Here is a 26524-nt window from a genome sequence, read left to right as displayed (position 1 = left end):
ATAACCAATTCTTACATCAAATCAACGGTTTACGCTATGCTCGCCAGCAGTCCTGCATAATCCGGGTTAGCCGCCGCCGCTTTGTCGCCGTTCGCATGACATAAGCCGAACGAGTCTGCTATTCAGACTTCAGTAGTTGGACAGTATCCAGTTCCTCCAACGCCGCAAAAAACCGCTTGTTCATAGGCAGGCCATCCTGACCCCATTCATCCATATTGGCGATCCACGCCTGGCACCCATACAGCGGCCAGCGGCGGTAGTTTTCCCAGATCGTATTCATATCCGGCACATCCTGCACCCCCATGGCGACAAGGTGGTCGCGGTAATGCGCGATCAGCGAGCGATCATTGGCGCGGCGTTCCTCGGTCGTGAGGGCCGCGATCAGGAAATACGTCAGATCCCGCCACGGCCGGCCCTTGCGTACCAGTTGCCAGTCTATCCAAATGCGTTCGCCGTTAGGGCGCAGGTAGCTGTTGCCTTGATGAGAATCACCATGCACGATGCAGTAAGGTCCCGGCTGGCGCTGCTCGAACCTGCTCAGCGCCGCGAACACGCCGTGGAAACTTTGCGGGTCGTCCAGCAGCCAGCGTGGCAAAAAGGCGCGGTATTCCTCTTTCGCCAGGTTTATCTCGATGAAGCGCCACATGATGTTGAGCTGGTCGCAATCCACCGGCGTGTCCATGGAGCGCGGTAGCCAGAGGAATTGCTCCAACCTCTTATCACCCCAACTGCCGCCGTGCAGCTTGGCCATGCTCTCCATTGCCTTGGCGACATTATCGACCCCGATATGGTCCGTGCTGTGCCCGAACCTGCCGCCCGCGGCGACCAGATCTTCCATCACCACCAAGCCCTGGTAATGCCCCCCGATATCCCAATCGGCAAAATAAAATTCCGGTGCGGGAACCTTCATCGCATCGCGGGCAAAATGGTAAAATCTAGCCTCCAGCGCGTGAATATCCACATCGGTGAAGCCGCCGGACCAGTTGGACTTCAGGCAGACATTTTCGGGAATGCCTGCGGCTTTACCAACGTCATTGAGCTGTAGTTTCACCCGCATCTTCGTGGTGTGGCTGTTGCGTAGTTCCACCACCTCCAAATCCTCCACGATTAGGCCAGGATATTTGTTGCGCATCACGCTGGTGAGCCATTCCGGCGTTACTTCTGCCAGATCGCTCGGCAGCGGCGCTGTGCGTTGTGGATACGGACGGTCATTGAGTGCCGGGCCGCTTTGAACATTTGCCAATTTGGTCTCTCCCTGGAGCATATTTTCGTTCAACCGCCATTTTTAACCACTTTATATGCGATCTCCCCTGTCCGCAGGCAGGGGAGGTGGCTCAGGTCACTGCCTAGCCTCTTCGTAATCAGGGAGAAAATCCAATGTTGGACGCCTACGATGTCATCAATGCCGGGGCAGGCTATGCCGGTCCGGGTAGTTTATAAATATTCTATAGAATATATTTACGCTCGGTACAGGCTCGGCTAAGGTGGGCCTTGGAGTGCAAATCATGACCCTGCCCAGCCTGAAACTCACAGCCCCTTCCACATTGCGCGAAGCCGTGTCCGAGCAACTACGCACGGCCATCGTGGCCGGTGAACTTGCACCAGGTACGCCGCTGAAGGAAACCGAACTGGCGTTGCGCCTGGGTGTGAGTGCGACCCCGCTGCGGGAGGCGTTCGTCGATCTGGCTTCGGAAGGCCTGGTTGAGATCGAGACCCACAGGCGCAAGCGGGTGACACCGATTCATCTGGCCGAGACGCTGGATTTGTTGCGCGTGCAGAGCGCGCTCTGGCGCTTGGGTTACATCTGGAGCTTCCCAAAAATTGGACTGGCCGAATTGCGGCAGTTGGACGAGGCGATTTTTGCCTACAAATCATGCCTGGCGGAGCGAGACACGCTGGGGGCCATCCGTGCGGGGCACCGCTTTCATACCATATTTATCGAGGCGTCCGGCAACAGTGAGCTGCTGCGGGTCACGCTCGACCGTCGCTTCCTGATTGCCCGGTTTATCCTATTGCACGGCAAATCAACAATTTCCCGTGCAGGGCTGCAACAGCATATTGCCATGCTGGACTCATTCCGCCGGGGTGACACCGCTGATGTTCTCGCACGCCTGGACCAATTGGCGGCGCGTATGATCGCCCTCGCGCAACCTGATAATTACCGAGGCCGCAATGAATACAACGAGTTAAAGGAAACATGATAATGGATTTTTCATTACCGGAGGAGTGCCGCGCATTCCGTGACACAGTGCACCGCTGGGTTGACGCGGAGGCGCCAAAGAAATGGGCGCGCGAGCTGGAGCGTGACGAGCATAATTACCCGTTCGAATTATGGGATAAGTTCACCGCCGCCGGGTTTCATGGCGTCGGCATTCCCGAGGAATATGGCGGTCAGGGCGGCGACGTTATCATGCAGATGCTGCTCGCGCGCGAATTGGCACGCTCGCTCGGTGGCCTCGCCTGGATATGGGGCATTACCTCTTTCGCAGGCTCCAAATCCATCGGGCTCTATGGCACTGAAGCGCAAAAAAAGAAATATCTGCCACTGATCTCAACCGGCCAACTCAAAGCCGCCATCGCGTTCACTGAACCATCCGGCGGCACTGACCTTCTTGGTTCGATGCGCACCAACGCCGAACGCGTTGAGGGCGGCTGGAAGATCAACGGCGAGAAGATATGGAGCTCCTCCGCGCATGTGGCGGATTATCTGCTGTGCATTGCCCGCACCGATAAAAACGTGGCGAAGAAACACCAGGGCCTTACGCTGTTCTGGGTGCCCACCAATAACACGCCGGGTTTGACCATCACCCCGCTTGCCAAGCTTGGCATGCGCTCCATGGGTTCGTGTTCCGTGCATTTAGCAGATGTGTTCGTCGCCGATGAGAATGTTCTCGGCGAGCCGGACCGAGCCTGGTACATGCTTCTGCCCACGCTCAACAACGAGCGGATCATGGTCGGCGCTTTTTGCCTTGGCGTGATTGACGGTATCCTCGAGGACGCCGTGGATTACATGAAACAGCGCCACGCTTTCGGAAAACCCATCGGGCAGTTCCAGGCTTTGCAGCATTACGTGGCCGATATCGCGACGATGCAGACCACTACCGAGTTGATGTTGCATTATTGCGCCTGGAAGCAGAGTAAAGGTGAAAACGTTGGTAACGAGGCCAATATGCTCAAACTGATAGCTTCCGAGAATGCCAACCAAGCGGCCGACCTTGGGATTCAGATATTGGGTGGCATGGGCTATTCAGCGGAGACCGACATGCAACGCTACTGGCGCGATTCCCGGCTGTGGCGCATCGGGCCCATCACCAATGAAATGGTCCGCAACGGCATCGCCGAAAATCTTGGTTTGCCGCGCTCATTTTGAATATGCTTAATCGGAGGAAATATCCATGACAAAAAATGTAGCACAGGATCTCGCGGAAAAAGTCGTTATCGTCACAGGCGCCGGCTCGGGAATCGGACGGGCCATGGCGCTGCGCTTTGCCGGCACGGGCGCAAAAGTCCTGGTCGCCGATGTCGGCGCCAAAACCGCGGCGGAAACCCATGAATTGATAAAAATCAACGGCGGAAACTCAATTGTTTCGATCACCGATGTCGGCGACGAGGCCAGCGTGAATACAATGGTGGCCCTCGCCGCATCCACCTGGGGCCGGATCGACGTGCTGTGCAACAACGCCGGAGTCATGGACCGCATGGAGCCGGTGGGTGATGTCACAACCGCGCAGTGGGACCGCATTCTCCGCATTAATCTTAGCAGTGTCATGTACGGCACCCGCGCGGTGCTCCCGCATATGCTGGAACGCGGGGCAGGCGCGATCATCAACACTGCCTCCATCGCCGGGCTTCGTGGTGGTTCTGCCGGGGCGGCCTATACCGCCTCCAAGCATGCAATCGTTGGGCTAACCAAAAACACAGCCTGGGCCTACGCAAAGCGCGGTATCCGCTGCAACGCGATTTGCCCGGGCGCGGTAGACACCAATGTCTCCGGCGGGCTGGGGCTGGCCGCGTTTGATCCTGCCGGTCTGGCGCTGTATGGGCCGATTCTGGCCGTGAACGACCGCATCGCCGCACCAGACCAGATCGCGACTATTGCGCTCTTCCTTGCCTCCGACGCAGCATCGTTTGTGAATGGTGCGATTTTGCCGGCCGATGGTGGCTGGGTTGCCGGCTAGCTGGTGCCCCAGGGCATGAAAACATACGGTCCGATTCCTGGCCGTATAACGCTTGGCCGAGGCACGTTTGACGTGCCGCCGCCGGGCTACGTTATCGAAGAGTATTTTATCTCGGGGCGAGCCAAGCGGTATAAAATTGCCGCCGCGCCCGCGGGCGCTGGCTTGGCCGATTCCCGAACCGCGCCGTTTAATACCCGTTTGCTCACCGTGCGGCCATCCACACCCGCGGCTTTCAACGGCATCGTCCTGGTTGAATGGCTCAATGTCAGCAGTGGTACGGATGCGGCGCCGGAGTGGAGCTATCTCCACCGCGAGATCGTGCGCGGCGGCTATGCCTATATCGGCGTCTCGGCGCAAAAAATCGGCCTGGAGGGTAGCAATACCGGCATCCCTGGGATTCTCCCCCTGAAACAAGCCGATCCAGACCGTTACGCCCGCCTGAAGCATCCTGGCGACGCCTACGCATTCGATATTTTCAGCCAAGCATCGCGGCTGGCTCTGGTAACGGGGCAGGGGGGTATTCTTGGCGAACTTTCGTCCCGGCATGTCATCGCCATGGGTGAGTCACAGTCAGCCTCGTTCCTCACTACCTATGTGAATGTGATTGACCCGCTGGATAAAATCTTTGACGGCTTTTTAGTTCATTCCCGCTTCAGGGGGGCCACGCCTATAAACGGCAACTATGTGCCGAGCAGTCAGAACCGCGACCCTAATTACACCGGGCTGAACGTGATAATTAGCCCCTGCGTGCGCGTACCGGTGCTGATGTTTATCACGGAAACGGACCTTATGGCGCCGTTGATCGGCTATCTGCCGGCACGTCAAGCCGACACCGGGCTCATCCGCACCTGGGAAGTAGCAGGCACCGCGCATGCTGATACTTACGTGATGCTCGGCGCTGCGATAGATACTGGTACAGCCCCAATCGAGGCGCTCGCAACCGCCTTTACGCCCATCAGTACGTTTTTTGGGCAGGTTCTGGATAGTCCGATGAATGCGGCTCCTCAGCATCACTATGTTTTGCAAGCCGCGCTGAACGCCCTGGCGAAATGGGTCAGTACCGGGCAAGCGCCTGCCAGCGCACCCCGTCTCGCGGCAAATGACGGTCTGCGGCCCTCGCTGATGACCGATGCTCTGGGCAACGCTCTGGGCGGGGTCAGGTCGCCCTGGGTGGACGTTCCAACGGCCAGGCTATCCGGCCTTGGGCAGTCCCCGGGTGGCTTTGCCATGCTGTTCGGCTCCACTTCGCCGTTCGACTCACGAACGCTCGCCCGGCTTTATCCCGGCGGATGGCAGGAATACAGTAGAAAGTTCAGCGCCGCCCTATCTGATGCCATTTCCGCCGGCCATATCTTGGCTGCAGATCAGGCTGAAATCCTTGCCCTCGCCGCGGCTTTATGGCCGCGACAGATTTTAGAAAATTAACGTCCCGTGTGCCATTGCGAAAGCGCCGTCGCAAGGTCGAGCGTCACTGGCGCCGCGCCGGGCAAGGTCTCGCCGGAACGGCTGAACCGCGGGGCCGGTGCTGCCTGCATGATATGCTCCTGCACCACGAAGGTGCCCCTCGCTTGGTTATGCGCATGGGCGGGCGCTTCGAGCATCGAGAGCACTGGGCTAACGCAAGCATCCTCAGAATCGAACAAAGCGGCCCATTCGTCGCGCGTTTTACGTTTGAACGTCGCTTCCAGTTGCGCGCTAAGTTGCGGCCACAGGCTGGCGTCGTTCTGGTCCTTGGGTTTCGCGGCAATACCGGTAATCCTCAGCAGGTTCGCATAAAATTGCGGTTCCAGCGCGCCTACGGCAACATATTTGCCATCCGCGCATTCATAGCAACGATAGAACGGCCGCCCGCCATCCAGCAAATTGGCACCGCGTTCCTCGCTCCATTGGCCGGCCTGCGAAAGCGCCTGAAACAGACTCATCAACAATGCAGTCCCGTCCGTCATCGCCACATCGACAACCTGGCCCTGGCCGGAGCGTTGCGCCTCCAGCAAGGCGGCGAGCACGCCGGTCGCCAGAAACATTGCACCTCCACCATAATCACCGATCAGATTGAGTGGTATGGTGGGTGGTTCGCCAGGGTTGCCAATGGCATTCAGCGCGCCAGTTATGGCAATGTAGTTAATGTCATGTCCCGCGCGCAGGCTAAGCGGGCCTTCCTGCCCCCAGCCTGTCATGCGGGCGTAAACCAGGCGCGGATTGGCTGCGAGCGCTGGGGCGGGGCCAAGCCCAAGGCGCTCCAGCACGCCGGGACGGTAGCCTTCCAAGACGGCGTCAGCACTGGCGATCAGTTGCAAAATCGCGTCCCGGTCGGCGGGAGATTTCAGGTTAGCCGTCACCGCCGTCCGCCCTCGGAATAATATGGCGCCGCCAACATCTGCATAGGCCGATTCGACGCCATCGCGCACAATGCGCACCACCTCGGCACCTAACCCCGCCAGCAGCATGCCGCAGAACGGCACCGGCCCCAGCCCTTCGAATTCGACGATACGAAAACCGTGCAGCGGTCCCTTGCCCATGGGCTTAAGTCGACATACCGCCGGTGACAGCAATCACCTGGCCGGAGATATAATCGGCCTCTGGCAGGCAAAGCAGAAAGATCGCCCCCGCCGCTTCCTCCGGCGTACCGGCGCGGCCAAACGGAATCGCGGCACGCATTGCCTGTACACTCTCCGCCGGCATGCCAACGCCAACTTCATGGCCATCAACTTCGATCATGGTTTTCTGCTGCACCACGGCGGTGAGTCGCGTTTCGATCAACCCGAACGCGACGGCGTTGACGTTAACAAGAAAGCGGCCCCATTCTTTCGCAAGCGTCTTCGTCATGCCGACAATCCCCGCCTTGGCCGTGGAATAGTTGATCTGCCCGACATTGCCGCCCAGGCCGACGATCGAAGACACGTTAACGACCTTGCGATGCCGCGATGTCCCTGCGGCAGCCTCGCTGGCAGCCGCTTCCCGGAAATAGCGCCCGGCCGCGCGTAAAATGCGAAATGGCGCCTTCACATGCACATCCAGAATGGCGTCGAACTGCTCATCGCTCATGCGCACGGCCATGCCGTCCCAGGTAAATCCGGCATTATTCACGATGATATCGACATCTCCGAACTCTTCCAACGCGGTGGCGATGAAACGGTCGCCAAAATCCGGTGCGGTGACGCTGCCGGCACAAATCACGGCCTGACCGCCTTCGGCTTTGATGGCGCCGGCGATTTCATGGGCAACTTTGGCGTCAAGGTCGTTAATCACCAGCCGAGCGCCTTCACTTGCAAGCTTAAGGCACACGGCGCGGCCAATGCCCCGCCCGCCGCCGGTAACCAGAGCGACCTTGCCGCGCAGCCGGTTGCCGGCTTGCTTTTGTTCCATGGTAAAATCCTGATTAGAAAGATGATTCACTGAAATTCATCGCTTTCGTTCAGTTGGCAGAAAATTGCTTTAATTTAAAGAGCAGTGACCTCTACAACCAGGCCGTCGAGTTCCTCGGTCACCTTGACCTGACATGACAATCGTAGCTGTGCATATTTCGGATCATCGTTGTCGAGCATCGACTCTTCCAGCAGTTGGCGGGCTGGTAAGCGGGAAACCCATTCCGGCGCGACATACACAAGGCAAGTCGCGCAGGCCGCGGCGCCACCGCACTCCGCCGGAACACCGGAAACGTTGTTGTTTACAGCGCCTTGCATCACAGAATTCCCAATGGGAATCTCAAAAGTTTCTGAACTTCCGCTGGGCTGGACGTAGGTGATCTTCGGCATTTTAAATCCTTGTCTCAGTTTTATGGATCGGGGGTTTTTTCGACGGGTGTCAGGTTGCTCATGAAGGCCGTGAAATCCGCGCCGAGCACCGGTAACGGTAGATTGAGCTTCTCGGCAAGATAAAGCGTCATCAGGTTGGCATTCAGGGATTCGTTATTGGCGGAAATATTGCCGATAGAAACCTGCCGGTCGAATGCGCCCACTGCCACAAGGGCCATGCGCAAAGCCGCGACGATATCGTAATATTCCATGTCGCGCGTTTTTCGGCCAGAAGCCGCTTCGTAAATCGCGATGGTCTCCTCACGCGTCGGCAGGCCGGGCAAGCGCTTGGCGCCGAACCGGCGGCTAAACAGGTCATCGAAATACAGCCACCAGGAGAGGTCAAGTTCTGGAGGCCCAAGCGCCGCGAGTTCCCAATCGATCAGCGCGGCGATACTGCCATCAGGCATAAACATGGTGTTTGAGGGTGTCGGGTCACCCCAGAGAACACAGGTATCCGCTTCGGCGGGCTTGTTTTTCAGCACATACTCCATGGCCGCATCTGCAATCGGCATGGCACGGCCTTTGCCGGCAAAGGCATGCCATTCCCTTATGTAGCCAATATACTGGTCCAACCCTGTTTTGCCACGGTCCGGACGCGCAAGAAAAGCGAAGCCATCCCTCCAATCCAGCGCATGTAGTTTCGCAAAGGCTGTAATGGCGTTGGACCATGCCTTGTGGCGCAACTCGGGCGAAAAACCAACCAGAAAGCCCTCAACGTTGTAATTAGGCCGCTGCGTGGCGGATTGTCCTTCAACACGGCCCATCACCAAAAATGGCGCGCCCAGCAGGTCGGTATCTTCCTCCAGTCCGATCCAATCCGGCACAGGAACACCGCCTTTTTCGTTCAGTGCCTTCATCATGTTGGCCTGAATTTTAAGGTCGCTGCCGAACACGACTTCATAGGATTGCGGCTGCACGCGCACCACCAGCGTGCGGGCATGCGCGCCGGCAGCATCATTATAGGATACATTAACAAAAAATATTTCCGCCGAAAACCCCGAACCCAGCTGAACATTCAGCGGTGCCATTGTAAGATCAAGCCATTCCGGCTTTTTGCGCGCCAGCCAGCTTTTCAGCCGCAGAGTGATTGTCTCAGAGTCCAACACGATATTTGCTCCGCTGTTCAGGTGGTTCGGTTATGCGCCGGCCATCGCCGCGGCAAGGTCCGCGTAATGCGGTTGATGCGCCAGCGACCCACCGTTGATACCAATTGACTCACCCGTGATGTACCCCGATTCGTCGCTGGCGAGGAACGCCACCAACGCGGCAATATCATCGGGCGTGCCAAAGCGGTTGGTCAGCACATGCCGCTTGATGATCTCCTTCAGGCCCGGAGCGGTGGCTTCCAGCGCTGGGGTCAATATCACACCAGGTGCAATGGCGTTACAGCGGATACCCTGCTGGCCGTATTGCGTGGCTACATATTTAGTGAGCGCAATAATCGCGCCCTTTGAAGACCCATAAGCAATCCGTGCGAGATCACCCATCACGCCCGACCCCGAAGCAGTATTAATGATAGAGCCAGCCCCGGCGCTAATCATATAGGGCAGCGCATATTTACAGCCGAGCAGGTAGCCAGTGACATTAATCGACATGGTCGTGTTCCAGACCTCGATTGGAATGTCGATCGCCGTGGTGTCCTGAGCCTGCAACACAGGGTCGGTCATCGCGGCGTTATTATGCAGAATGTCCAACCGGCCGAAATGCGCAACGGTCCGCTCCACCAACGCTTTCACCGACTCCGGCGCGGCGGCGTCAAACTGCACCGCGAGGGCCATGTCCCCCAGCGGCTCGGCCGCGCGGCGGGCGCTGTCCTCGATCAGATCAGCGATCGCCACGCGCGCCCCCTCGGCCACCAGCCGGCGCGCTACGGCGGCGCCAATTCCGCCGCCACCACCGGTGACAATTGCAACTCTACCTTCAAGCCGACGCATCAGACATCTCCCTTTTTATAATCCGGCACGGCAGCCGTTGCGGCGCACCTAAACGCTTTGTGGACATGCCCATCTTAATAGAACAGGTCAGCAAGGCCCCTGGCGTAGAAAGCGAGTTTCTCATCGGCCAAAGCATAATGCGGTACCACCGGTGTAATGGCGTCGGCATGTTGCATCCGCTTGGCCACCCGCGCGCGTACTTCCGAGGCAGGCCCCACCAGAGCGATGCTTTCCACCATTTCATCGGGACAGGCAGCGATCATGCCCGCAATATCACCTGCGGCAAAGGCGGCTTGCAAACTGCGCGCGGCATCGCCAAAGCCAATGGTTTCAAAGTAGCGCAGATATTGCGGCGATTGGCTATAATAGGCGACCGTCGGCCGCGCATCATCGATTGCGGCCTTGCGGTCATCGTTTACTGCGACCCACATTTGCAGGTTCACCGTTACGGAACTGCGTGCTCGCCCGGCTTTCACCAGGCCGTTTTGCAACGCCGGGGAGGCCTGCTCGGCAATCCAGGTCTCGTTCCACAGCGGGTGCCCAAGCAGGCCGTCGGCAATTTCCCCGGCCATGGTGCAGGCATTCTGGAACACCGCAGGCATGAAAATCGGAATCTCCGTGCGTACCGGCGGGCTAAGGGTACGGAAATGGCGTAGGTCAAGCTTGTGGTACTCACCTTCAAGGATTTCCAACTCGCCGGTGTGTCCCTTGGCCACAATCTGGCGCACCAGGGAAATCACTTCCCGCATATGCGCGAGCGGCTTACCGTAGGCGGCGCCAAAAGCTCCTTCGCTCAGGCTCTGCGCGCTCGAGCCCAGCCCCAGCACGGCGCGCCCATCGCTCAAACGGTCCAGATCCAGAATGTTGCAGGCGGTCTCCAGAGGGCTCCGCACGAAGGCCAGCGCGATGCCGGTGCCAAGCTTCAAAGTTTTGCTCACGGCACCAGCTGCCGAAAGCGTGCCGAACGGTGCCGCAAAAGTCTGTGACGACCAAAGGCCGCTGAGCCCAAGGGACTCATAGCGCTGTACGGTGGCGACGAGTTCCTCGCGCGGCAAAGGAGGCAACTGCGCCCAGATTTCAGGGTCGATTTTCATGACTTTCCGTTTCGTGATTCCAGACAAAAGCGGTCCTGCCGGGCGGTAGGGTCTTGTCGTGGATCGCTGCGGCGCATATCTCTAGATGCTAAGGCAACAGTCCGGAGAGAATGAACGCCGCAAAGGTATCAATCTGGCGGCTGGTTTTGTCCGGACTGATCTCATCGGCCTCGCCCATGCGGATGAGCAGTGGGCCCGAGGCAAAATAGAATCCGACCCCCTCCACCAGGACGGCCATGAGGGCGCTGGCTGAAATATCGCGCACTGGCCTTTGGTTGGCTATGCTGGCGAGCAGCGCGCTGAGCTTTTCCTTGAAGGGCATGGCGTAAGCGTTCGCCAGATAGTCGAGCCGCCAAGTCGCGCGCCGGCCTTCGGTGTGCAGGAGGCCGACGAAATCGGGGTTTTCGGCGGTCCAGCGGCAGAGGCGGTGGATCAGTTCGGCCAGTCGCGTTTTATCATCCAGGCCGGGTTCGTCGAACGCGGCCATCACTGGCGGCGCGACCCGGGCGATATGGGCATCCACGGCCCGGCGCCACAAATCGGCTTTTGATCCAAACCGGACATTGATAAGGTTGTGACTGACGCCAAGTTCCTTGGCGAGTTCGCGCAGTGTCGTGCCCTCATAGCCGCGCTGCGCAAAGGTGTTAAAGGCGAGGTCCAGAACCACATCCTCGCGCACCACCCCAACCGCGTCGTTCGACGGCCGGCCTCTGGGTCTTGAAATTTTCGCCGCAGCGGGGGCCGGATTATCTAGGTCGGTGTTTTGCATCTTACTCTTTCTATACTCATTTCTCTTGACAATAAAATTGTCGTTCGTCAATTTAGTAATGGAGAGAAAACATGCAAAATCAAAAGCAAACAACCCACTCGAACTCAGCCTCGTGGTGGGCGGTGGCTCGTAGCGAAGAAGTTACCAGTAAGAAGCCCTTGTCATCGGATATCGGCAATCAGGAACTTGTGATCTGGCGTGATGCCGCCGGTATTGCCCGGGCCATGGAAGACCGTTGCCCGCACCGCCGCGCCCCCCTGTCACGCGGCTGCGTGCGTGAAAACGGGCTGATCCAGTGCGGCTATCACGGCTGGAGTTTTGACGGCGAGACCGGCCGCCTCAGAGAAATTCCCAATATGAAAAGTGAGCAGAGGTTCCCCCCTCTATATAAGGCACAAAGCTTTGCCGTGGCGGAAAGCGGCGGTTTCGTGCGGGTTTGCCTCACCCCTGGCGCCGAAGCGCCAGCCGTGGACGCAGCGAGCCTGCCGCTGTACGGGACAGCGCATGTGGGGCTCGCGCAAGAGCACTATCTCTCAACGTTTTTTGATGATCCAGGCATGTTGTTTGGCATAAAAGGGGTGGAATTCACGCCTTACCTCGCGTCCGACTTAAAGGCAGAAGCCGGCCGGCTGGTCATGGAGCGCAATTGCCAATGGCGCGGGCTACATTGGCCGTCCTCATTCAGTTCCGAGTTCCCGATCTCCCTGCTCTCCAAGACGGACCCATTGACCGGTGAGACGGAACTGACGTTGCGTGATGATGCCTTACGCACGCTGCTCACCGCCGTGATTGCGCCAGTTCCAGCCGCTCGAGGTAGTACCGCCATTCGCTGGCGGGCACGGCTTGCCAAGACGCTCAATGGTCTGCGCGCGAAGCAGCTTCTAATCGGCGCACCCTTCCGGGTGTTCGATACCATCGACGCCGCTGCGCTCAGAAGACTAACGCCCTCCGCCTCGGTGCAATGGCAGGATCTGCGCGCGGCGATTATTCAAACCAGCCAGGCAAGTGCTGCCTGACGCAACGGGAGATCTCACCATGCTTGATAACATAGCTGGGCCAGACGACAGCGCATTCACGAGTCCGGCCGCGTTGAATGATATCAACAACTGGGTGCCGCATGATATCGTGATGCGCGACGCGTGGTTCCCATTGGCTCATTCGGCGGCGGTCGGAAAGAAGCCCGTCCGGCGCTCGGTATATTCGGTGCCGTATTTCCTCTGGCGGGAAGATGGCAAGGCTGTTGCCGCCTCGGTTCTGCCAGGTGCCGGTGCGCTGCCCGAGACCGGCCTGACCGATGCCGCCGGGCGCTACCCGGTTATGGAGCATTACGGCTACGTCTGGTGCTGGTACGGCAATCCGCTTGCCGCCGATCCGCTGCATTTGCCGAGCATCCCCTACCTGCCGCCCAATGGCGGCCTGCCCGGTTATCTCACCGGCACGGTAAGGTTTGATTGCGCTGCACCGGTATCGTTGGAAAATCTAATCGATCTGACGCATGCGGATTTCCTGCATGCGAACGTGGTCGGCGACGAGAAGTCCGAAAGCGAGACGGTTGAGGTGTTTTCGGACTCCGAGACCGTGACGATGGTGCGGACCTGCATCGGCAAGTCAGTGGCACCGGTTATGAAATTTTTCAGCGGCATCCGTCAGCCGACCCAACAAGTTCGCCAGGTGATCCGCATTTATCTGCGCAGCCACGCGGCCATCGCCTATGGCAGGTTCACGCCAGGCGATGACGTGCCGTTATTCCACCCCTGCGTGCCGGAAACGCGTGACCGCACGCGATTAGACTATACCATGAACACATCAAATGCCGGTCTGTTATTCCGCCATGTCATGCCGAAAGCCAGCTATATCGTTTCGCGGCAGGACAGCTCCATGACCTCGCCGCAAAGCCCGCGCTACATGCACGAATCCAAACGCCGCGACCTGCATTCGAAGTTCGATGTAGCCGGCCAGCGTTACCGTCTGCTAATGAAAAACCTCGTCGCACGCCAGGCCGCGGGGGATTTTTCCTATCGCGACAATGTCAGTGCCGACTGCAGTGATTTGATTGGCTTGCGCAAGGAACTTTTTCGCTACTGATCGCTTATAATAATCAACAGGGACCACCGGTAACGGCTGAGGATGAAAAATCATGACTAAACTGAACGCGGTCGGTGGTGAACGCCGGTTTTGGGGAACGATGCCGGTGCTGCCAGGGCCGGCACTTAAGGCGAACGTGCAGCATATGGAGTCGGTCGGGTACGAGGGCGTGTTCGTGCTGCAAATCTATGGGCCGCCGTTCGTGCCGCTCGCCGCTGCCTCCACGGTGACAACCAAGCTGAAGCTGGCAACCGGCATCGCCATCGCCGGCACCCGCAGCCCGTTGGAAACCGCGCACGCAGCAATCGACCTCGACCGCATCAGCGAGGGTCGTTTTATTCTGGGCCTAGGTAGCAGCATTCCCTCCTGCACCACCGGAATGTATGGCATGCCGCCGGTCAAGCCGCTGGGATTTCTGCGCGAGACAGTGGATGCGGTGCGCTATCTCATGGCTAACTCGCACAAGGGCCTCAACCCATATAACGGCACTTATTATAAAGCGGATTTCGAGGAAATGATGCTGACCGCGCCGCCCTTACGTGAGCGAATTCCCATATGGATTGCCGCATTGCAGGAAAAAATGACCGACCTCGCCATCGAGATCGGCGACGGCCTGCTGGTGCATGCGTTGTGGTCGGCCCGCTACACGGCAGATGTCCAGGCGCCGGTCATCGCTGCAGCTATCGCCAAGCATGGGCGCAAGCGGGAGGATATCGAAATCAACGCCTGGCCGTGGATTGCCATCAACGACGACAAGCAGCAGGCGATCAATGATGCGCGCGCAACAGTGGCGGCTTATTCGGGCTATAAGCAATATGAGCCCTTTTTCGAGAAACAGGGCTTTGGCGGCCAGGCCCGCGCGTGTCAGCTCGCGCTAGGACAACACGGCGAGGTCTCCTCAGTCGTGCATAACATCCCTGACGAGATGGTCCTGGCGTTCTGCGCATGCGGCAGTGTCGCTGATGTATTGGAACAGATCGAACCCTATTGGAGCGTGGTCGATTCGCTGACACTGATGACGCCGTATCGCGACCTTTCGATGGAAAAGCTCTACTTCTACCATAATGGCCTTTCCCAATTGGTGGCAGCGGCCAAAGCCTGAGCGGCCCTGAATTCGCGCTACCCCGGAGAGCGTGGCAGCCTGAGTTGGCCGCCCCGCTTCCTGGCAGCGGGGGATTGAACAAGGAAACGAGGGTTGGGGCAGGCCGGCTTGTACCCTGTTACCGCACGGCTGCCACATCCTCTCCGAGCACTCCTTTGGTGCTTCCCAGAGGAGGGACATCCGATCTGAAGTAAACAAGCATCCGTAAGCCCGGTGATGTTCCCTACCTTACCAGCTATCGCCCTACCTGAAGACAGGTTTGCAAAACTTGCCGCTTGTCCAGAACGTGGTCATAAGGAAATGCACCCAAGTTACCGCGGTAGTTGTTGATTAGTAAGCGTGATTACAAAAAAACGGGCACTAAGCAATGGCGCGGCGGAACGAGCATTTTTCTTTGATGGATTAAAAATGAAAAGGCTTGGCACCTGAGTTTCCGTTGTGGAACAATTCTGGGGAAGGGAGGCAAAAATGACTGAAAGATATAGCCGTCGGAAGTTAAATCTACTTAGTTCAACGGTTTTTGGGAAAACCGGTGGCCGTGGACAATTTGGCATCGGTTTGATGCTTGCGGGGACTATGGGCGCGCTGCTGGCGGCCGCCCCGCATCAGGCGCACGCGCTTAACCTTTATAATGGTTTGAATTACGGGAATAATCTTGAAATCGACCTGAGTACGACTCTTTCATACACCCCAATCTGGCGTGTGCAGAGTCCCTCGCAGAGGCTAATCGGGTTTGGGAATGCCAACGGCAGTGAGGGTGATCTTAATTTCCGGCACGGTCTGGTTTCAAATCAATTCGAAATTCTGCCGGTCTTAGACATCAAAGATGGCAACTATGGCGCTCATTTCAGCGCTGAGGGATATGTAAACACGAGCTATCTCGGCACGAACCAGAACAATCAACCCCAAACGCTTAATCCAATATCGCTCGGCAAGAGCACGGATTTCACCAGCGCGACGCGTAACGTGGATGGCTTGAACGCGCGTGTTCTTGATGCGTTTGTCTACGGCACCGAGCGCTTTGGCGCTGGCGATCAACAGTCGTTCACGCTGAAAGTTGGTCGCCAGACGCTGCTCTGGGGACAATCTCTCTTTTTGACGAATAATGGTATTGCCGCAGGTATGGCGCCGATTGATATCATTACGGCCAATGATAATCCCAATGCGCAGACCCAGCAGATCATAGAGCCGGTTGGCCAGGTGGTCGCCACCTACCAGCCCAACCCGATCGTAACCCTGCAGGCCTATTACCAATTTGAGTGGGCGCACGATTATTTCCAGGGCGTTGGCGCGTATTTCAATACCACGGACGTCTTGGACAAAGGCGGCCAAAGCCTTATCCTAGGGCCAGGGTTTAGGGTTCTGCGTTCAAAGGATTTGAGCCCCGAACACCAAAACGGCCAGTTCGGTGCGTCACTGCAGCTAACGCTCGGCAATTATGACGTTGGCTTCTACGGTCTGCGCTATGACTCCAAGGCGCCCACCATCTACCTGCCTTATGTTGTCTATCCTGGCATCGGAGCTGTGCCGACGTCATACCGTCTGGTTTATCCTCGTGATATCTGGATGGAAGGTGCGTCCGTGTCGACGACAATCGGGCCGGCTAACGTCGCGGCTGAGACTTCGTTCCGTCAGCACATGAACCTCGCAACGGGTGCGAATTTTGCAACACCCGCGAATAACGCCAACTCCAACCCGGCCTATCCAACAGGTGATACATGGGCAGCACAGGTATCAGCTCTCTACGTGTCGCCGCCAATTCCGTTTGACCCAGGCGGAGTTTCGGTGGACGGCGAAGTTGGTATGAACCATGTTCTGAAGGTGACGGCCAATAGTGCTGCCATCGATTCATACGCCAACCATTCGGTGACACGTTCCTCCACAGCAGCGCAGCTTCAGATGGTCGTGACGCCTAGCTATTATGACGTTATTCCCAATCTGCAGCTTACCTTCCCGATTGGCCTGGCATACAATTTCTACGGACGTTCAATGGTTGATCCAACCGAAAACAACGGTACTGGCTCGGTGAACGTTGGCGTTACCGCAACCTATCGGGTGACCTGGATCGCCTCGATTACCTATAACGATTACATCGGAGCTGCAAACCCACTTATGCAAGGCGAACCAGCGTCGGCAGATCGGAGCTATGTCATGCTCAACTTCCAGCATACCTTCTAAGTCACGGGAGAGAGATAAAAATGAAAAGACGCACATTTAGTTTGCTCGCCGGCACCAGCATGCTGGCGTTGACGGGAGCGAAAAAGAACGCATTTGCACAATCGGCATCTGATTTTGCAACGCTCAGCACGACAACCTTGACGCCGTTTGGCTCCGAGCGCGCCGGTAATGCGGCAGGAACTATTCCGGCATGGACCGGAGGCTTTACCACCGTCCCCGCTGATTGGAAGATCGGCTCCGAGATGGTGCCGGATTTTTGGGCGGATGAACGCCCGCTCTACACGGTCGATGCGTCTAATATGGCGCAATATGCCAGCGTTTTGACCGACGGTGTTAAGCAGTTAATTCAAAAACAAGGTTTCTCGTTACAAGTCTATCCTACGCACCGTACCCAGGCCTCACCGCAATGGGTGTATGATAATATCGTTAAAAACTCCACGAGCGCGAAGCTGAATGAACCCGATGGGCGAACTGGCTTTACCGGTGCCTTTGGCGGCGTCCCGTTCCCGGTGCCCGATACCAGTAACCCGCTTTCAGCAGGCGCACAGGTCATCTGGAATCACCGTTGCCGCTGGATGGGGACAGCCAACACGGAAATTGGTTGTTCCATGGTTTCCAACGGTGGCCAAATTGTTCTGGCTGGTGCTGGTAAAACGGAAAATTCCTTTCCGTTCTACGATCCAAATGGCAGCGTTGCGACGTATCAAGGCTATGTTTACCGCAACCATGAAGTGCTGTTTGGCCCGGGCACTTTCGTTGGTGAGCAGATTACCGACCAGTTTGCGACCAATTCTTTGCAAAATCCTGATATTTTGTGGGAGCTTTTGCCTGGGCAAGGGCGCGTTCGTAAGGCGCCGGAACTCAAATACGATACACCATCAGGATTCACCGACGGTATCGCCAACTTTGATGAATACTATTGCTTCGATGGCGCGCTGGACCGTTATGACTGGAAGCTGCTCGGCAAACAGGAAATGCTGGTCCCCTATAATAACAATAAGCTGCGCCGTACACCGGTCGACGTTGCCCATCTCCCTAAGTTCGTGAATCCTGACGCCGTGCGGTGGGAGTTGCATCGGGTCTGGGTTGTTGATGCAACCCTACATCCTGGTGAGCGGCATGTGGTTCCTCATCGCCGCTTTTTCGTTGATGAAGATACATGGACGATTACCCTGGCCGATGAATGGGACGCCAATGGAGATCTCGAAAAATGCGGCATGAACTACAACATTGCCTTTCCAAATCTTCCAGGCACAATCTTGTTGAATACGGTTTTATACAACCTGCAAACGGGCGACTACGTGACGATCTCGGGGCCATGGGGTAACTCGCCATACAACGCCCCGATATCCTTCGCACCAATCCCGCCGAGCGACCTTGAACCGCAAGCCATGGCGGCGGCGGCGTCGTACTAAGCAAACGTCAAATCAGATATACGTTGCTTGCAAAAGCGTATGAAATTGTAACGATGTTGGCGAAAATTTCCCTTGGCCCCCCAGCCAAGGGAAATTTATTCTCAAGACGAGGTGGAGAAAACCGATTGCTCTGGCAAAAGATAATTTTTATGACTGATTGCTTGTTCGTGCCGGCGCGCAGAAACTTTGGCAAATTTCTTCTGCCTCTCCTGTTTTTGCTCCTGGCTGGTTCAGGTCTAGCCATGGCAGACACTAATTATAGCGTACTCAATGAGAATGCTATCACGGTCGCGGATCCAAGCCGTGTTCTATTGATCAGCATAGCCCATGCGGGCAACCGGCTGGTGGCAGTTGGCGAGCATGGCGTTATTGTTTACTCCGACGACAATGGGCAAACTTGGCATCAGGCTGTGGTGCCGGTTCGCGTCACAATTACCTCTGTTGCGTTTGCAACGCCGCTAGTCGGTTGGGCAGGGGCAGACTATGGCTTGGTGCTTCATACAACTGATGGTGGTCTGACCTGGACTAAGCAGATTATGGGCGCGGAAATCAATCAATTGATGGTGGCAAACGCGACTCAGTTTCTTGCCACAAATCCAAACGATCCTAAAGCCCAAATGGCTGTGCGGCGCGCCAACATACTTATGAGTGCTGGTCCGGATAAACCCATTTTGTCGCTGGTAGCAATGAGTCCAGAGGTTGCTATTGCATTTGGGGCGTACCGCCTGGCGATTGCGACGAACGATGGCGGCAAGACCTGGACCGATCTGAGTCTTCAGGTTGCTGATCCCATCAGCCATAATCTGTACGATACGGCTTGGATTGGTACATCCCTCTACATAGCCGGTGAGGCTGGTACAGTCCTGCGCTCGGATGACCAGGGAAAGACATTTGTCCTGCTGCCAACACCATCAGAGAACACGCTTTTTGGCATATTCGATGCGGGGAGCAACATTGTCCTCGCATACGGTGTCGCCGGCGCGGCCTTTGAGAGCGCCAACCAGGGGCAAAGCTGGAGCCAGGTAAACGTTCCAAGTCAAAGCAATTTAACCGCCGGAATAACACTTAAATCTGGGACAATTCTTCTTGCCAACGAAGCGGGTAATGTCTTCCTTAGTTCCGATAACGGCAAGAATTTTCATATGATCCCTGGAAATCAGGGCATGGGAATTTTCGGGGTAGCACAAGCGGCGAATGGTAACGTCGTGCTAGTTGGCACCAGCGGTGTGCGCGTCGTGCCGTTGTCTTCTTTGAACTAGTGCGTTTGGCGTTTAGAGAGACGTAACTCAAAGGATCGAACGGTGCTTGATTACAAGAATAGTGGCGACATGAAAGTTCATGCTAAGGTTGAGAGCTTTGATAAAAAGAGCGGCTCTTGGTTTGAGGGCATTTTATTCAATAACAGGCTTGTGTTTCTGACCATATGCATCGTTATAACGATATTCCTTGGCATAAAGTCTCTGGACGTTAGGATCAACGCCGACTTTAACGATACGATTCCAACGAAACAACCGTTCATCGTAAACTACCTGAAGCATTATGCAGATCTGCAATCTCAAGCGAATGCAGTGGAAATTTCAGTTACCGCTGACACAGGAACGATTATTGATAAGAATTATCTGAATACACTAAGAAAAATTAGCGATAAAGTATACCTGCTTCCGGGTGTTGATCGTCCCTTCATGACGTCACTGTGGACGCCCAATACCCGTTGGATTGCAGTTACGGCTGATGGTCTGGATAGCGGTCCGGTGATCGGTGACACATACGATGGTTCGCCCAAGCAGCTCGAAGGTGTGCGGCAGAACATTTTGAAGACCGGCGAAGTAGGCAAGCTTGTGTCTGACAATTTCAAATCAAGCATGATCTACGTCCCGCTGCTTGAAATAAATAATCTGACGGGCAAACCACTTGATTACGGTGATCTTTCGCGGCAGCTGAATGCGATCAGAGATCAGTACGACTCTCAAGGCGTGACATTGCATATCATCGGCTTTGCGATGGTGGTGGGTGACATGATCAATGGAATCAACGAAGTACTGATGTTCTTCGCCGTTTCGGTTTTGATCGCTACGATGTTTTTGTATTGGTACACACGTTGTATCCGCAGTACCTTGCTGGTTGTCTTTGCCTCTATTACGGCCGTGGTTTGGCAAATGGGCATTTTGTCCCTTCTGGGTTACGATTTAACGCCCTATTCCGTTTTAGTTCCGTTTCTAGTTTTTGCGATTGGCATGAGCCATGGCGCCCAGAAAATGAATGGCGTTATGCAGGATATCGGTCGTGGAACGCACCCACTTGTCGCGGCGCGTTACACATTCCGGCGCTTATTTCTTGCAGGCTTTGCGGCACTTATTTGCGATGTTACAAGCTTTGCAGTGCTGATGATGATCCAGATCGTTGCCATCCGGCAGTTGGCGACCATCGCCAGTATAGGTGTTGGTATTTTGGTCATTACAAATTTGATGATGTTGCCTACCATGCTAAGCTATACCGGGGTAGACAGTAGGGCAGCCTTGCGGTCCCTGGCAAGCACGCCAGAACCCGGACCGCCGCGCTCCAGAAATTTTCTTTGGAATTTTCTGGATTTGTTTACAAGGCGCAACTATGCGATCGGTGCCATCGTATTTATGCTCGCTTTAGGTGTTTTTGGCTGGTACGTTGGCCGTGGAGTTCAGGTGGGGGACCTTGATAATGGCGCCCCGGAATTGCGGCAAAGCTCTCAGTATAACCAAGATAACGCATTCATTGGCGAAAATTTCAAAACCGGGAGTGATACTTTTATTGTTCTGACGGATACCCCCGAACAGGGTTGCCTGAATTATGATGTACTGATTGCTTTAGGTGAGTTGCAGTGGCAGCTAGATCAGCTTCCGGTTGTAAAGTCGACAAATTCGCTCGCATCATTTGCTGAATACGGGTCGATGCTTATGACAGAAGATGCGCCAAAATGGTTTGGTATTGAGCCCAATCAGCCGATGCTCAACAGCCTCAACGGCGGTTTGCCAGCAAACCTCAGTAATTTTACCTGCTCCTTTGATCCTTTGTATATTTCGTTACGAGATCATAAAGCAAAAACACTTGATACAGTAGTTAATGTTGTCCAAAAATTTATCGCCAATCCGAAAAACCAAAGTCCTAATTTCAAAATGTCCCTCGCTGGCGGTAATGCTGGTATCGCGGCTGCGACCAATATCGTCATCAAACAAGCCAATGAGAATATGCTGTTTCTGGTCTACTTCGTAGTCATCGTCTTTTGCCTGATCACATTCCGCTCCTGGCGCGCCGTGATCTGCGCCGTGGTACCGCTAACCATCACCTCATTGCTGGCACAGGCATTAATGGTCTGGCTCGGTATAGGCATCAAAGTTGCCACCTTACCGGTGGTAGCACTTGGTGTCGGCATCGGCGTTGATTATGCCTTATATGTCCTTAGCATCATGCTCAAAAACTTGCGTGAAGGGGCGACGTTATCCGATGCCTATCACCAGACACTGCTGTTCACCGGCCGTGTGGTGATCCTTACTGGCATCACGCTGGCCACCGGCGTTGTCACCTGGATTTTTGCACCGATCAAATTCCAGGCCGATATGGGCTTGCTGCTCTCGTTCATGTTCTTGTGGAATATGTTCGGCGCCATGGTGTTGCTGCCGTCATTGGCCTATTTCTTGCTGCCGTCACGTTTGTTTCAGAAGCAGACACCATCAGGGTAAATCCGCCATCTCGGCTTGTGTGAAATGATTCAGGCTGGACAATTAGGAGTTCAAAATACCATGGAGAATGATGCCGGCACCTGGGATGTCATTGTGATTGGTTCGGGGGCGGCGGGGTTATCTGCGGCGCTCTCGGCCGCGAAGCGTGGCCTAAAAGTTCTTGTCGTGGAAAAAACCCATTGGTTTGGTGGAACAACCGCGCTTTCAGGCGGTGGCATCTGGATTCCTGGTAATCATCATGCCACGGCTGCTGGCATTACGGATACAGTGGAGGCGGGCCGGCAATATATTCAGTCCCTTGTGGGAGAGAAACTACGAACTGAGGTATTGGATGCATATCTGCAAGCTGGTCCGGAAATGTTGCAATTTTACGAAAAAAATACCGAGGTTCGGTTCACCATCGCGGAGCACTCACCCGACTGGCACCAGGAACGACCTGGTGCTTCCTTGGATGGCCGGTTGTTGCGTCCGCTTGAGTATGACGCAAAAAAACTGAACGGACTTTTCGAGCAACTGCGCATCCCCCGGGCGGAATTCAATGCACCGGGAGGTTTCATGATCGATCTGCCAGATCTACCTCATCTGACCAACGCCAAATCCTCACTTAAATCCTTCCTCTATATGGTGAAACTTGGCGCCCGATTCGGCTGGGACAAATTACGCGGCCACCCGCGTGGCACGCGCCTGACCATGGGCAACGCTCTTGCGGCGCGGCTGTTGAAATCGGCGCGCGACGCCGGTGTTGTCTTGTGGCGCGATACTTCCGTGTCACAACTCATCGTTGGGGCGGAAGGCGTTACAGGCATCCGCATTGAGCGCGATGGCATTTCTCAGACTCTGGGCACCCGCCGTGGTGTGGTCCTAGCCTCCGGCGGCTTCTCGGCCAATCAGCAACTTCGCCGGGCTTACATGCCTTTTCCAGATCAACATGTTTCTACCACTGTGGAAAGCGCCACCGGCGATGGCATGAACATGGGCCTCGAAGCCGGGGCATCCTTGGATGACGAGAACTATGCCAATGGCGTCTGGTGCGTTGTCTCCACCGCGAAGAAAGAGGATGGCACGACAGCACTTTATGCGCATCTCATAGACATGTCCAAGCCAGGCTGCATTGCAGTTGACCGGCAAGGAAAACGTTTCGGTAATGAAGCATCGCAAACATTTGTCGACGATATGCACCGCACCGGGAATGTGCCTGCGTATATCATCGCCGACTCACGTTTCGTTAAAGCATATGGCCTGGGATTGGTGTATCCCGGCGCGATGGGTCTAAAAAAGCTGCTCAAATCCGGCTATATCGTAGAGGCGGAGACTCTTGAGGAACTAGCGACCAAAATCGGCGTTGATCCCATGGGCCTCAAAGCGACTGCGGCGCGCATGAACGAGTTCGCCAAAACGGGGAATGATCTGGATTTCAACAAAGGAGAGTCGGTACTTGACCGAGATCTAGGCGACCCGGCGCATGGACCCAATCCCTGCCTTGGTACTGTGGAAAAGGGACCGTTCTACGCCGTGCAGATCACTTCTGGAGACGGTTCCACGACGGTCGGCCTGCGGATCAACGGTAAGGCCCAAGTTCTTGGCCAGAATGGTCAGCCTGTCAAAGGTCTGTACGCGGCGGGGCTGGACGCCAACTCCATTTGGCGTGGCAAGGCGCCAGCCCATGGCTGCAACGTCGGACCGGCGATCACCTTGGGCTACATCGCGGGACGCAGTTTGAGCGCGGGATAGGCCGTGCCAAATAAATAGGGCCGGGGGGCTTGGTCGCAACTGATGCGAGAAGTTTTTTTATTCATACTCAAAGCGCATGCCGAGGAGAACCAGCCATGACACTGGAAGAAATATCCGACCGCCTGGAAATTCAGGAATTGATGGTGGAATATTGCTACGCAATAGACACTCGAGACTGGGACGCGCTCGATGAGGTGTTCACGCCCGATGCGGTGATCGACTATACCGAAATGGTCGGCGTGAAAGGCACCTTGCCGGAGATCAAAGCGTTCCTCGCGCAAAGCATGCAGGTGCTGCGCACCACACAGCATATTATTTCGACCACAAAACTTAAAATCGAGGGTGACCACGCTTATGGCAAGACCATCTGCACCAACCCAATGGTGTTGCAACCGGACGGTCATGTGATGGTGGTTGGCTTGTGGTACCGGGATGAATTTGTCCGGACGCCGAAAGGCTGGCGAATCAGTTCACGTTACGAGGAAAATTGCTGGCGGTATAATGTCCCGCCCGGTCTGTTGCCGGAAAGCTGATTAGCTATGGTGCAACTTTAACCCCGGACACGGCCACGGAAGGGAAGCGAGGCGTCCTGAGCTGCCGAGGGTGATGAAGGCCGTTTGCCGGTTCCATCCTCCGAAGGCGATGTTGGTGGTTAGGAAATCCGGCATGGCAATTGCCTGCCGCAGTCCGCCTGTGGGAGAAAATACAAGAATGTGGCCAAGGCCCGGCGAGGCGCAGCAGATATTGCCGGCGCTATCTACGGCCAAGCTGTCCAGAAACTGGCCGGGGCCGGCGCGGCCAAGGATGCTCCCTCCATGCGGCAAGTGGCCGGCTGCCCGGTCTATCATGCCTGGCGCCGAAAGGCGGAATTGCCAGAGGTGGGAGGAGTAGGTTTCGGCGACATAGAGCGTATTGCCATCAGGTGCGAGACCGATGCCGTTGGCGCCGTCGAGTAGGGGGATGACTTCGGTAATGGCGCTGCCATCGGCTTTGGCGTAGTATACCCCGCCGCGCTGGCGGGTGCGGCCACGATCACGTCCGAAATCAGTGAACCAGAAGCCGCCATGCGCGTCGAACACGAGATCGTTTGGTCCCCAAAACGGTGTTTCCGTGGTGTGGGCGTAGAGTGTGCGCACGCTGCCGGAGGAAAGATCGACAGTCTGGATGGCACCCGGCGGTGTATCGTGAGGGGCTTCGCTGGGAAGCCAGATACCGGGCATGTGGGAAGGCCCCACGCCTCCGTTGTTGCAAATATAGCAGAGTCCGTCTGGGCCGATGGCGGCGCCATTCGGTCCGCCGCCGGTTTGCGCGACGACCGTGCGCGCACCGTCCGGGCTGATGCGCGTGAGACACCCGCTCATTACTTCGACGACGAGGATACCGCCATCGCCCAGCACAACCGGTCCTTCGGGAAATGCCAGACCGGTGGCGATGATTTGCGGTTCAGTGGCCAAGTTTCTCGCGTCCCCCGGTTACGATCTTATCGCCCATGCGCTCGCGCGCACGCTCTTCCGCAGCCAGCGCCGCCGCAGTGGTATGGCGCACGTCATCAGTGGTCAGGCGGGGTGTCAGATGATCCCAGTTCGAGACCACCAGGCTTGACTGATCCACCAGTGCCGAACCGCGCAGGGTTTGACCATTTTGCCAGACTTGCGCGGCGGTAGAGGCGCTGTTCGTCCGGTAAAAGGCGACGTAGTTGTGGACGGGCGTGGTTGGCATGATCTGGCCATGCGGACGGAAGGTGAGGAAAGCACCGGAGTGGACGCCAGGGCGTGTGACAGCAGCGGGGAAGTATTCGTTATTGTACCAATCGCGGAACGCCGGCTCCTGGCCCGGCGCCGGGTTGAGCTGTTCGAGGATGACGCCGCCGCGATGCGGGATTTGCGGGTTGTTGTCGCGGAATTGCAGCGGATAGTAGTGATAATCCTCCAGGACGGTGTCATCGAACGCGTCGGTGACTTGCATGCGCGTGGTCAGCGCATTGTCCCAATGCTCGCGAGCGAACAGGGAGGCGTCGAACACATCGTAAAATGCCAGGTAACGCCAGTCGAATTTCTGCGGCAGCGTGTAAGGCTGGAGCATACTCCGCTGGAAGCGTTGGGCCGCGATGGCACCGCGAAAGCGAAGTGCGTCGCGTAAATGGATGTTGGTGTACCAATCGTTAAAATCTTCGTCCCGGCCAGGCCGGGGTTTGCTGAGCACGACGAGTATGGCTTCGATCATTGCAGCACCTCGGGAATCGGGAGTGAACGCGGGGCGCACATGTTTTGGCGAGAGCTGACGGGATGTTTGCCGTCAATGCCAAAAGTCCCATAACGCTCACCGCGTTTTGCGCCGATTGAGGGTTGATCAGAAGGTCCGGCAAGCGCTGAATCACGCGCCAGGATATCGATCACCAAGCCGGTGAATTCTGGATGCTCGAACAAATTATGCTCCCATCATCATTTTTCGGCACATATGGTTTTGGTTGGCTTTGATTTCGTTGTGAAAACCAGTACTTGGGCAGCCGGACGACCTCCTAGGGGCCT

The 26524-nt window shown here is 56.3% G+C and carries 24 protein-coding genes; 13 read left to right on the top strand and 11 right to left on the bottom strand.

Annotated features, from left to right (window positions below):
• Nucleotides 1-118: 118 nt before the first annotated feature.
• Entirely contained in the window at nt 119-1243 is a 1125-nt protein-coding gene (locus QQJ84_RS15660; RefSeq protein WP_284259246.1) for a phosphotransferase, read from the bottom strand.
• Between the two features lie 262 nt (nt 1244-1505).
• Here QQJ84_RS15660 and QQJ84_RS15655 point away from each other — a divergent pair, with 262 nt between their 5' ends.
• Genes QQJ84_RS15655 through QQJ84_RS15640 form a run of 4 tightly spaced genes read left to right on the top strand, consistent with a single transcriptional unit; the run spans nt 1506 to nt 5603 of the window.
• Entirely contained in the window at nt 1506-2201 is a 696-nt protein-coding gene (locus tag QQJ84_RS15655) for a GntR family transcriptional regulator (RefSeq protein ID WP_284259245.1), read from the top strand.
• Nucleotides 2202-2203: 2 nt separating this feature from the next.
• The gene (locus QQJ84_RS15650) at nt 2204-3370 is read left to right on the top strand and encodes an acyl-CoA dehydrogenase family protein (protein ID WP_284259244.1); all 1167 of its coding nucleotides are present in this window, start codon (nt 2204-2206) and stop codon (nt 3368-3370) included.
• Nucleotides 3371-3395: 25 nt separating this feature from the next.
• Complete coding sequence (locus tag QQJ84_RS15645) at nt 3396-4178, top strand: glucose 1-dehydrogenase (RefSeq protein ID WP_284259243.1); 783 nt, start codon at nt 3396-3398, stop codon at nt 4176-4178.
• 15 nt (nt 4179-4193) lie between these two features.
• The gene (locus QQJ84_RS15640; protein WP_408862235.1) at nt 4194-5603 is read left to right on the top strand and encodes an alpha/beta hydrolase domain-containing protein; all 1410 of its coding nucleotides are present in this window, start codon (nt 4194-4196) and stop codon (nt 5601-5603) included.
• Here QQJ84_RS15640 and QQJ84_RS15635 read toward each other — a convergent pair.
• The 7 genes from QQJ84_RS15635 to QQJ84_RS15605 all read right to left on the bottom strand — a co-directional run bounded on the left by QQJ84_RS15635 (nt 5600) and on the right by QQJ84_RS15605 (nt 11772).
• Nucleotides 5600-6697 carry a CaiB/BaiF CoA transferase family protein gene (locus tag QQJ84_RS15635; protein ID WP_284259241.1) on the bottom strand — a complete coding sequence of 366 codons (1098 nt, stop codon included), beginning with the start codon at nt 6695-6697 and terminating at the stop codon, nt 5600-5602. The genes QQJ84_RS15640 and QQJ84_RS15635 overlap by 4 nt on opposite strands.
• A 4-nt stretch (nt 6698-6701) precedes the next feature.
• Nucleotides 6702-7544, bottom strand: a complete 843-nt coding sequence (locus tag QQJ84_RS15630) for an SDR family NAD(P)-dependent oxidoreductase (RefSeq protein ID WP_284259240.1) — start codon at nt 7542-7544, stop codon at nt 6702-6704.
• A 74-nt stretch (nt 7545-7618) separates the two neighbouring features.
• Entirely contained in the window at nt 7619-7933 is a 315-nt protein-coding gene (locus QQJ84_RS15625; protein WP_284259239.1) for a 2Fe-2S iron-sulfur cluster-binding protein, read from the bottom strand.
• 20 nt (nt 7934-7953) lie between these two features.
• Nucleotides 7954-9078 carry a phosphotransferase family protein gene (locus tag QQJ84_RS15620; RefSeq protein ID WP_284259238.1) on the bottom strand — a complete coding sequence of 375 codons (1125 nt, stop codon included), beginning with the start codon at nt 9076-9078 and terminating at the stop codon, nt 7954-7956.
• Nucleotides 9079-9111: 33 nt separating this feature from the next.
• Complete coding sequence (locus QQJ84_RS15615) at nt 9112-9909, bottom strand: SDR family NAD(P)-dependent oxidoreductase (RefSeq protein ID WP_284259237.1); 798 nt, start codon at nt 9907-9909, stop codon at nt 9112-9114.
• 74 nt (nt 9910-9983) lie between these two features.
• Nucleotides 9984-11003 carry an LLM class flavin-dependent oxidoreductase gene (locus tag QQJ84_RS15610; protein ID WP_284259236.1) on the bottom strand — a complete coding sequence of 340 codons (1020 nt, stop codon included), beginning with the start codon at nt 11001-11003 and terminating at the stop codon, nt 9984-9986.
• An 88-nt stretch (nt 11004-11091) separates the two neighbouring features.
• Complete coding sequence (locus QQJ84_RS15605; RefSeq protein ID WP_284259235.1) at nt 11092-11772, bottom strand: TetR/AcrR family transcriptional regulator; 681 nt, start codon at nt 11770-11772, stop codon at nt 11092-11094.
• A 71-nt stretch (nt 11773-11843) separates the two neighbouring features.
• On the opposite strand from QQJ84_RS15605, the gene QQJ84_RS15600 reads away from it, so the two are divergent.
• The 9 genes from QQJ84_RS15600 to QQJ84_RS15560 all read left to right on the top strand — a co-directional run bounded on the left by QQJ84_RS15600 (nt 11844) and on the right by QQJ84_RS15560 (nt 24529).
• Nucleotides 11844-12788 (top strand): Rieske (2Fe-2S) protein, encoded by a 945-nt coding sequence (locus QQJ84_RS15600; protein ID WP_284259234.1) that lies wholly within the window; start codon nt 11844-11846, stop codon nt 12786-12788.
• Nucleotides 12789-12900: 112 nt separating this feature from the next.
• Nucleotides 12901-13857: a hypothetical protein gene (locus QQJ84_RS15595; RefSeq protein WP_284259249.1), complete on the top strand. Its 957-nt coding sequence runs from the start codon at nt 12901-12903 to the stop codon at nt 13855-13857.
• A 100-nt stretch (nt 13858-13957) separates the two neighbouring features.
• Nucleotides 13958-14959, top strand: coding sequence for an LLM class flavin-dependent oxidoreductase (locus tag QQJ84_RS15590; RefSeq protein WP_284259233.1), 1002 nt, complete (start codon nt 13958-13960; stop codon nt 14957-14959).
• Nucleotides 14960-15427: 468 nt separating this feature from the next.
• Entirely contained in the window at nt 15428-17137 is a 1710-nt protein-coding gene (locus QQJ84_RS15585) for a DUF1302 domain-containing protein (protein WP_284259232.1), read from the top strand.
• A gap of 20 nt (nt 17138-17157) precedes the next feature.
• Complete coding sequence (locus tag QQJ84_RS15580) at nt 17158-18552, top strand: DUF1329 domain-containing protein (RefSeq protein ID WP_284259231.1); 1395 nt, start codon at nt 17158-17160, stop codon at nt 18550-18552.
• Between the two features lie 23 nt (nt 18553-18575).
• Nucleotides 18576-19811, top strand: coding sequence for a WD40/YVTN/BNR-like repeat-containing protein (locus QQJ84_RS15575; protein ID WP_284259230.1), 1236 nt, complete (start codon nt 18576-18578; stop codon nt 19809-19811).
• A 42-nt stretch (nt 19812-19853) separates the two neighbouring features.
• Nucleotides 19854-22265 (top strand): efflux RND transporter permease subunit, encoded by a 2412-nt coding sequence (locus tag QQJ84_RS15570; protein ID WP_284259229.1) that lies wholly within the window; start codon nt 19854-19856, stop codon nt 22263-22265.
• Nucleotides 22266-22325: 60 nt separating this feature from the next.
• Nucleotides 22326-23996 carry an FAD-dependent oxidoreductase gene (locus QQJ84_RS15565; RefSeq protein WP_284259228.1) on the top strand — a complete coding sequence of 557 codons (1671 nt, stop codon included), beginning with the start codon at nt 22326-22328 and terminating at the stop codon, nt 23994-23996.
• Between the two features lie 95 nt (nt 23997-24091).
• On the top strand, nt 24092-24529 hold the full coding sequence (locus tag QQJ84_RS15560) for a nuclear transport factor 2 family protein (RefSeq protein WP_284259227.1): 438 nt from the start codon (nt 24092-24094) through the stop codon (nt 24527-24529).
• On the opposite strand, the gene QQJ84_RS15555 is transcribed toward QQJ84_RS15560, so the two are convergent.
• The 3 genes from QQJ84_RS15555 to QQJ84_RS15545 are packed head-to-tail and all read right to left on the bottom strand — an operon-like array spanning nt 24530 to nt 26422.
• A complete protein-coding gene (locus tag QQJ84_RS15555) occupies nt 24530-25450 on the bottom strand; it encodes an SMP-30/gluconolactonase/LRE family protein (RefSeq protein ID WP_284259226.1) in 921 nt (306 codons plus the stop codon).
• Complete coding sequence (locus QQJ84_RS15550) at nt 25440-26219, bottom strand: hypothetical protein (RefSeq protein WP_284259225.1); 780 nt, start codon at nt 26217-26219, stop codon at nt 25440-25442. Before QQJ84_RS15550 ends, QQJ84_RS15555 begins: the two co-directional genes overlap by 11 nt.
• Entirely contained in the window at nt 26216-26422 is a 207-nt protein-coding gene (locus QQJ84_RS15545; RefSeq protein WP_284259224.1) for a hypothetical protein, read from the bottom strand. The genes QQJ84_RS15550 and QQJ84_RS15545 overlap by 4 nt, the downstream gene beginning before the upstream one ends.
• Nucleotides 26423-26524 lie beyond the last annotated feature (102 nt).

Origin of the sequence: Acidocella aquatica (assembly GCF_030160635.1) — a bacterium.
In the GTDB taxonomy this organism is placed as follows: Bacteria; Pseudomonadota; Alphaproteobacteria; order Acetobacterales; family Acetobacteraceae; genus Acidocella; species Acidocella aquatica.
This window is presented reverse-complemented; position numbering and strand designations above follow the sequence as displayed.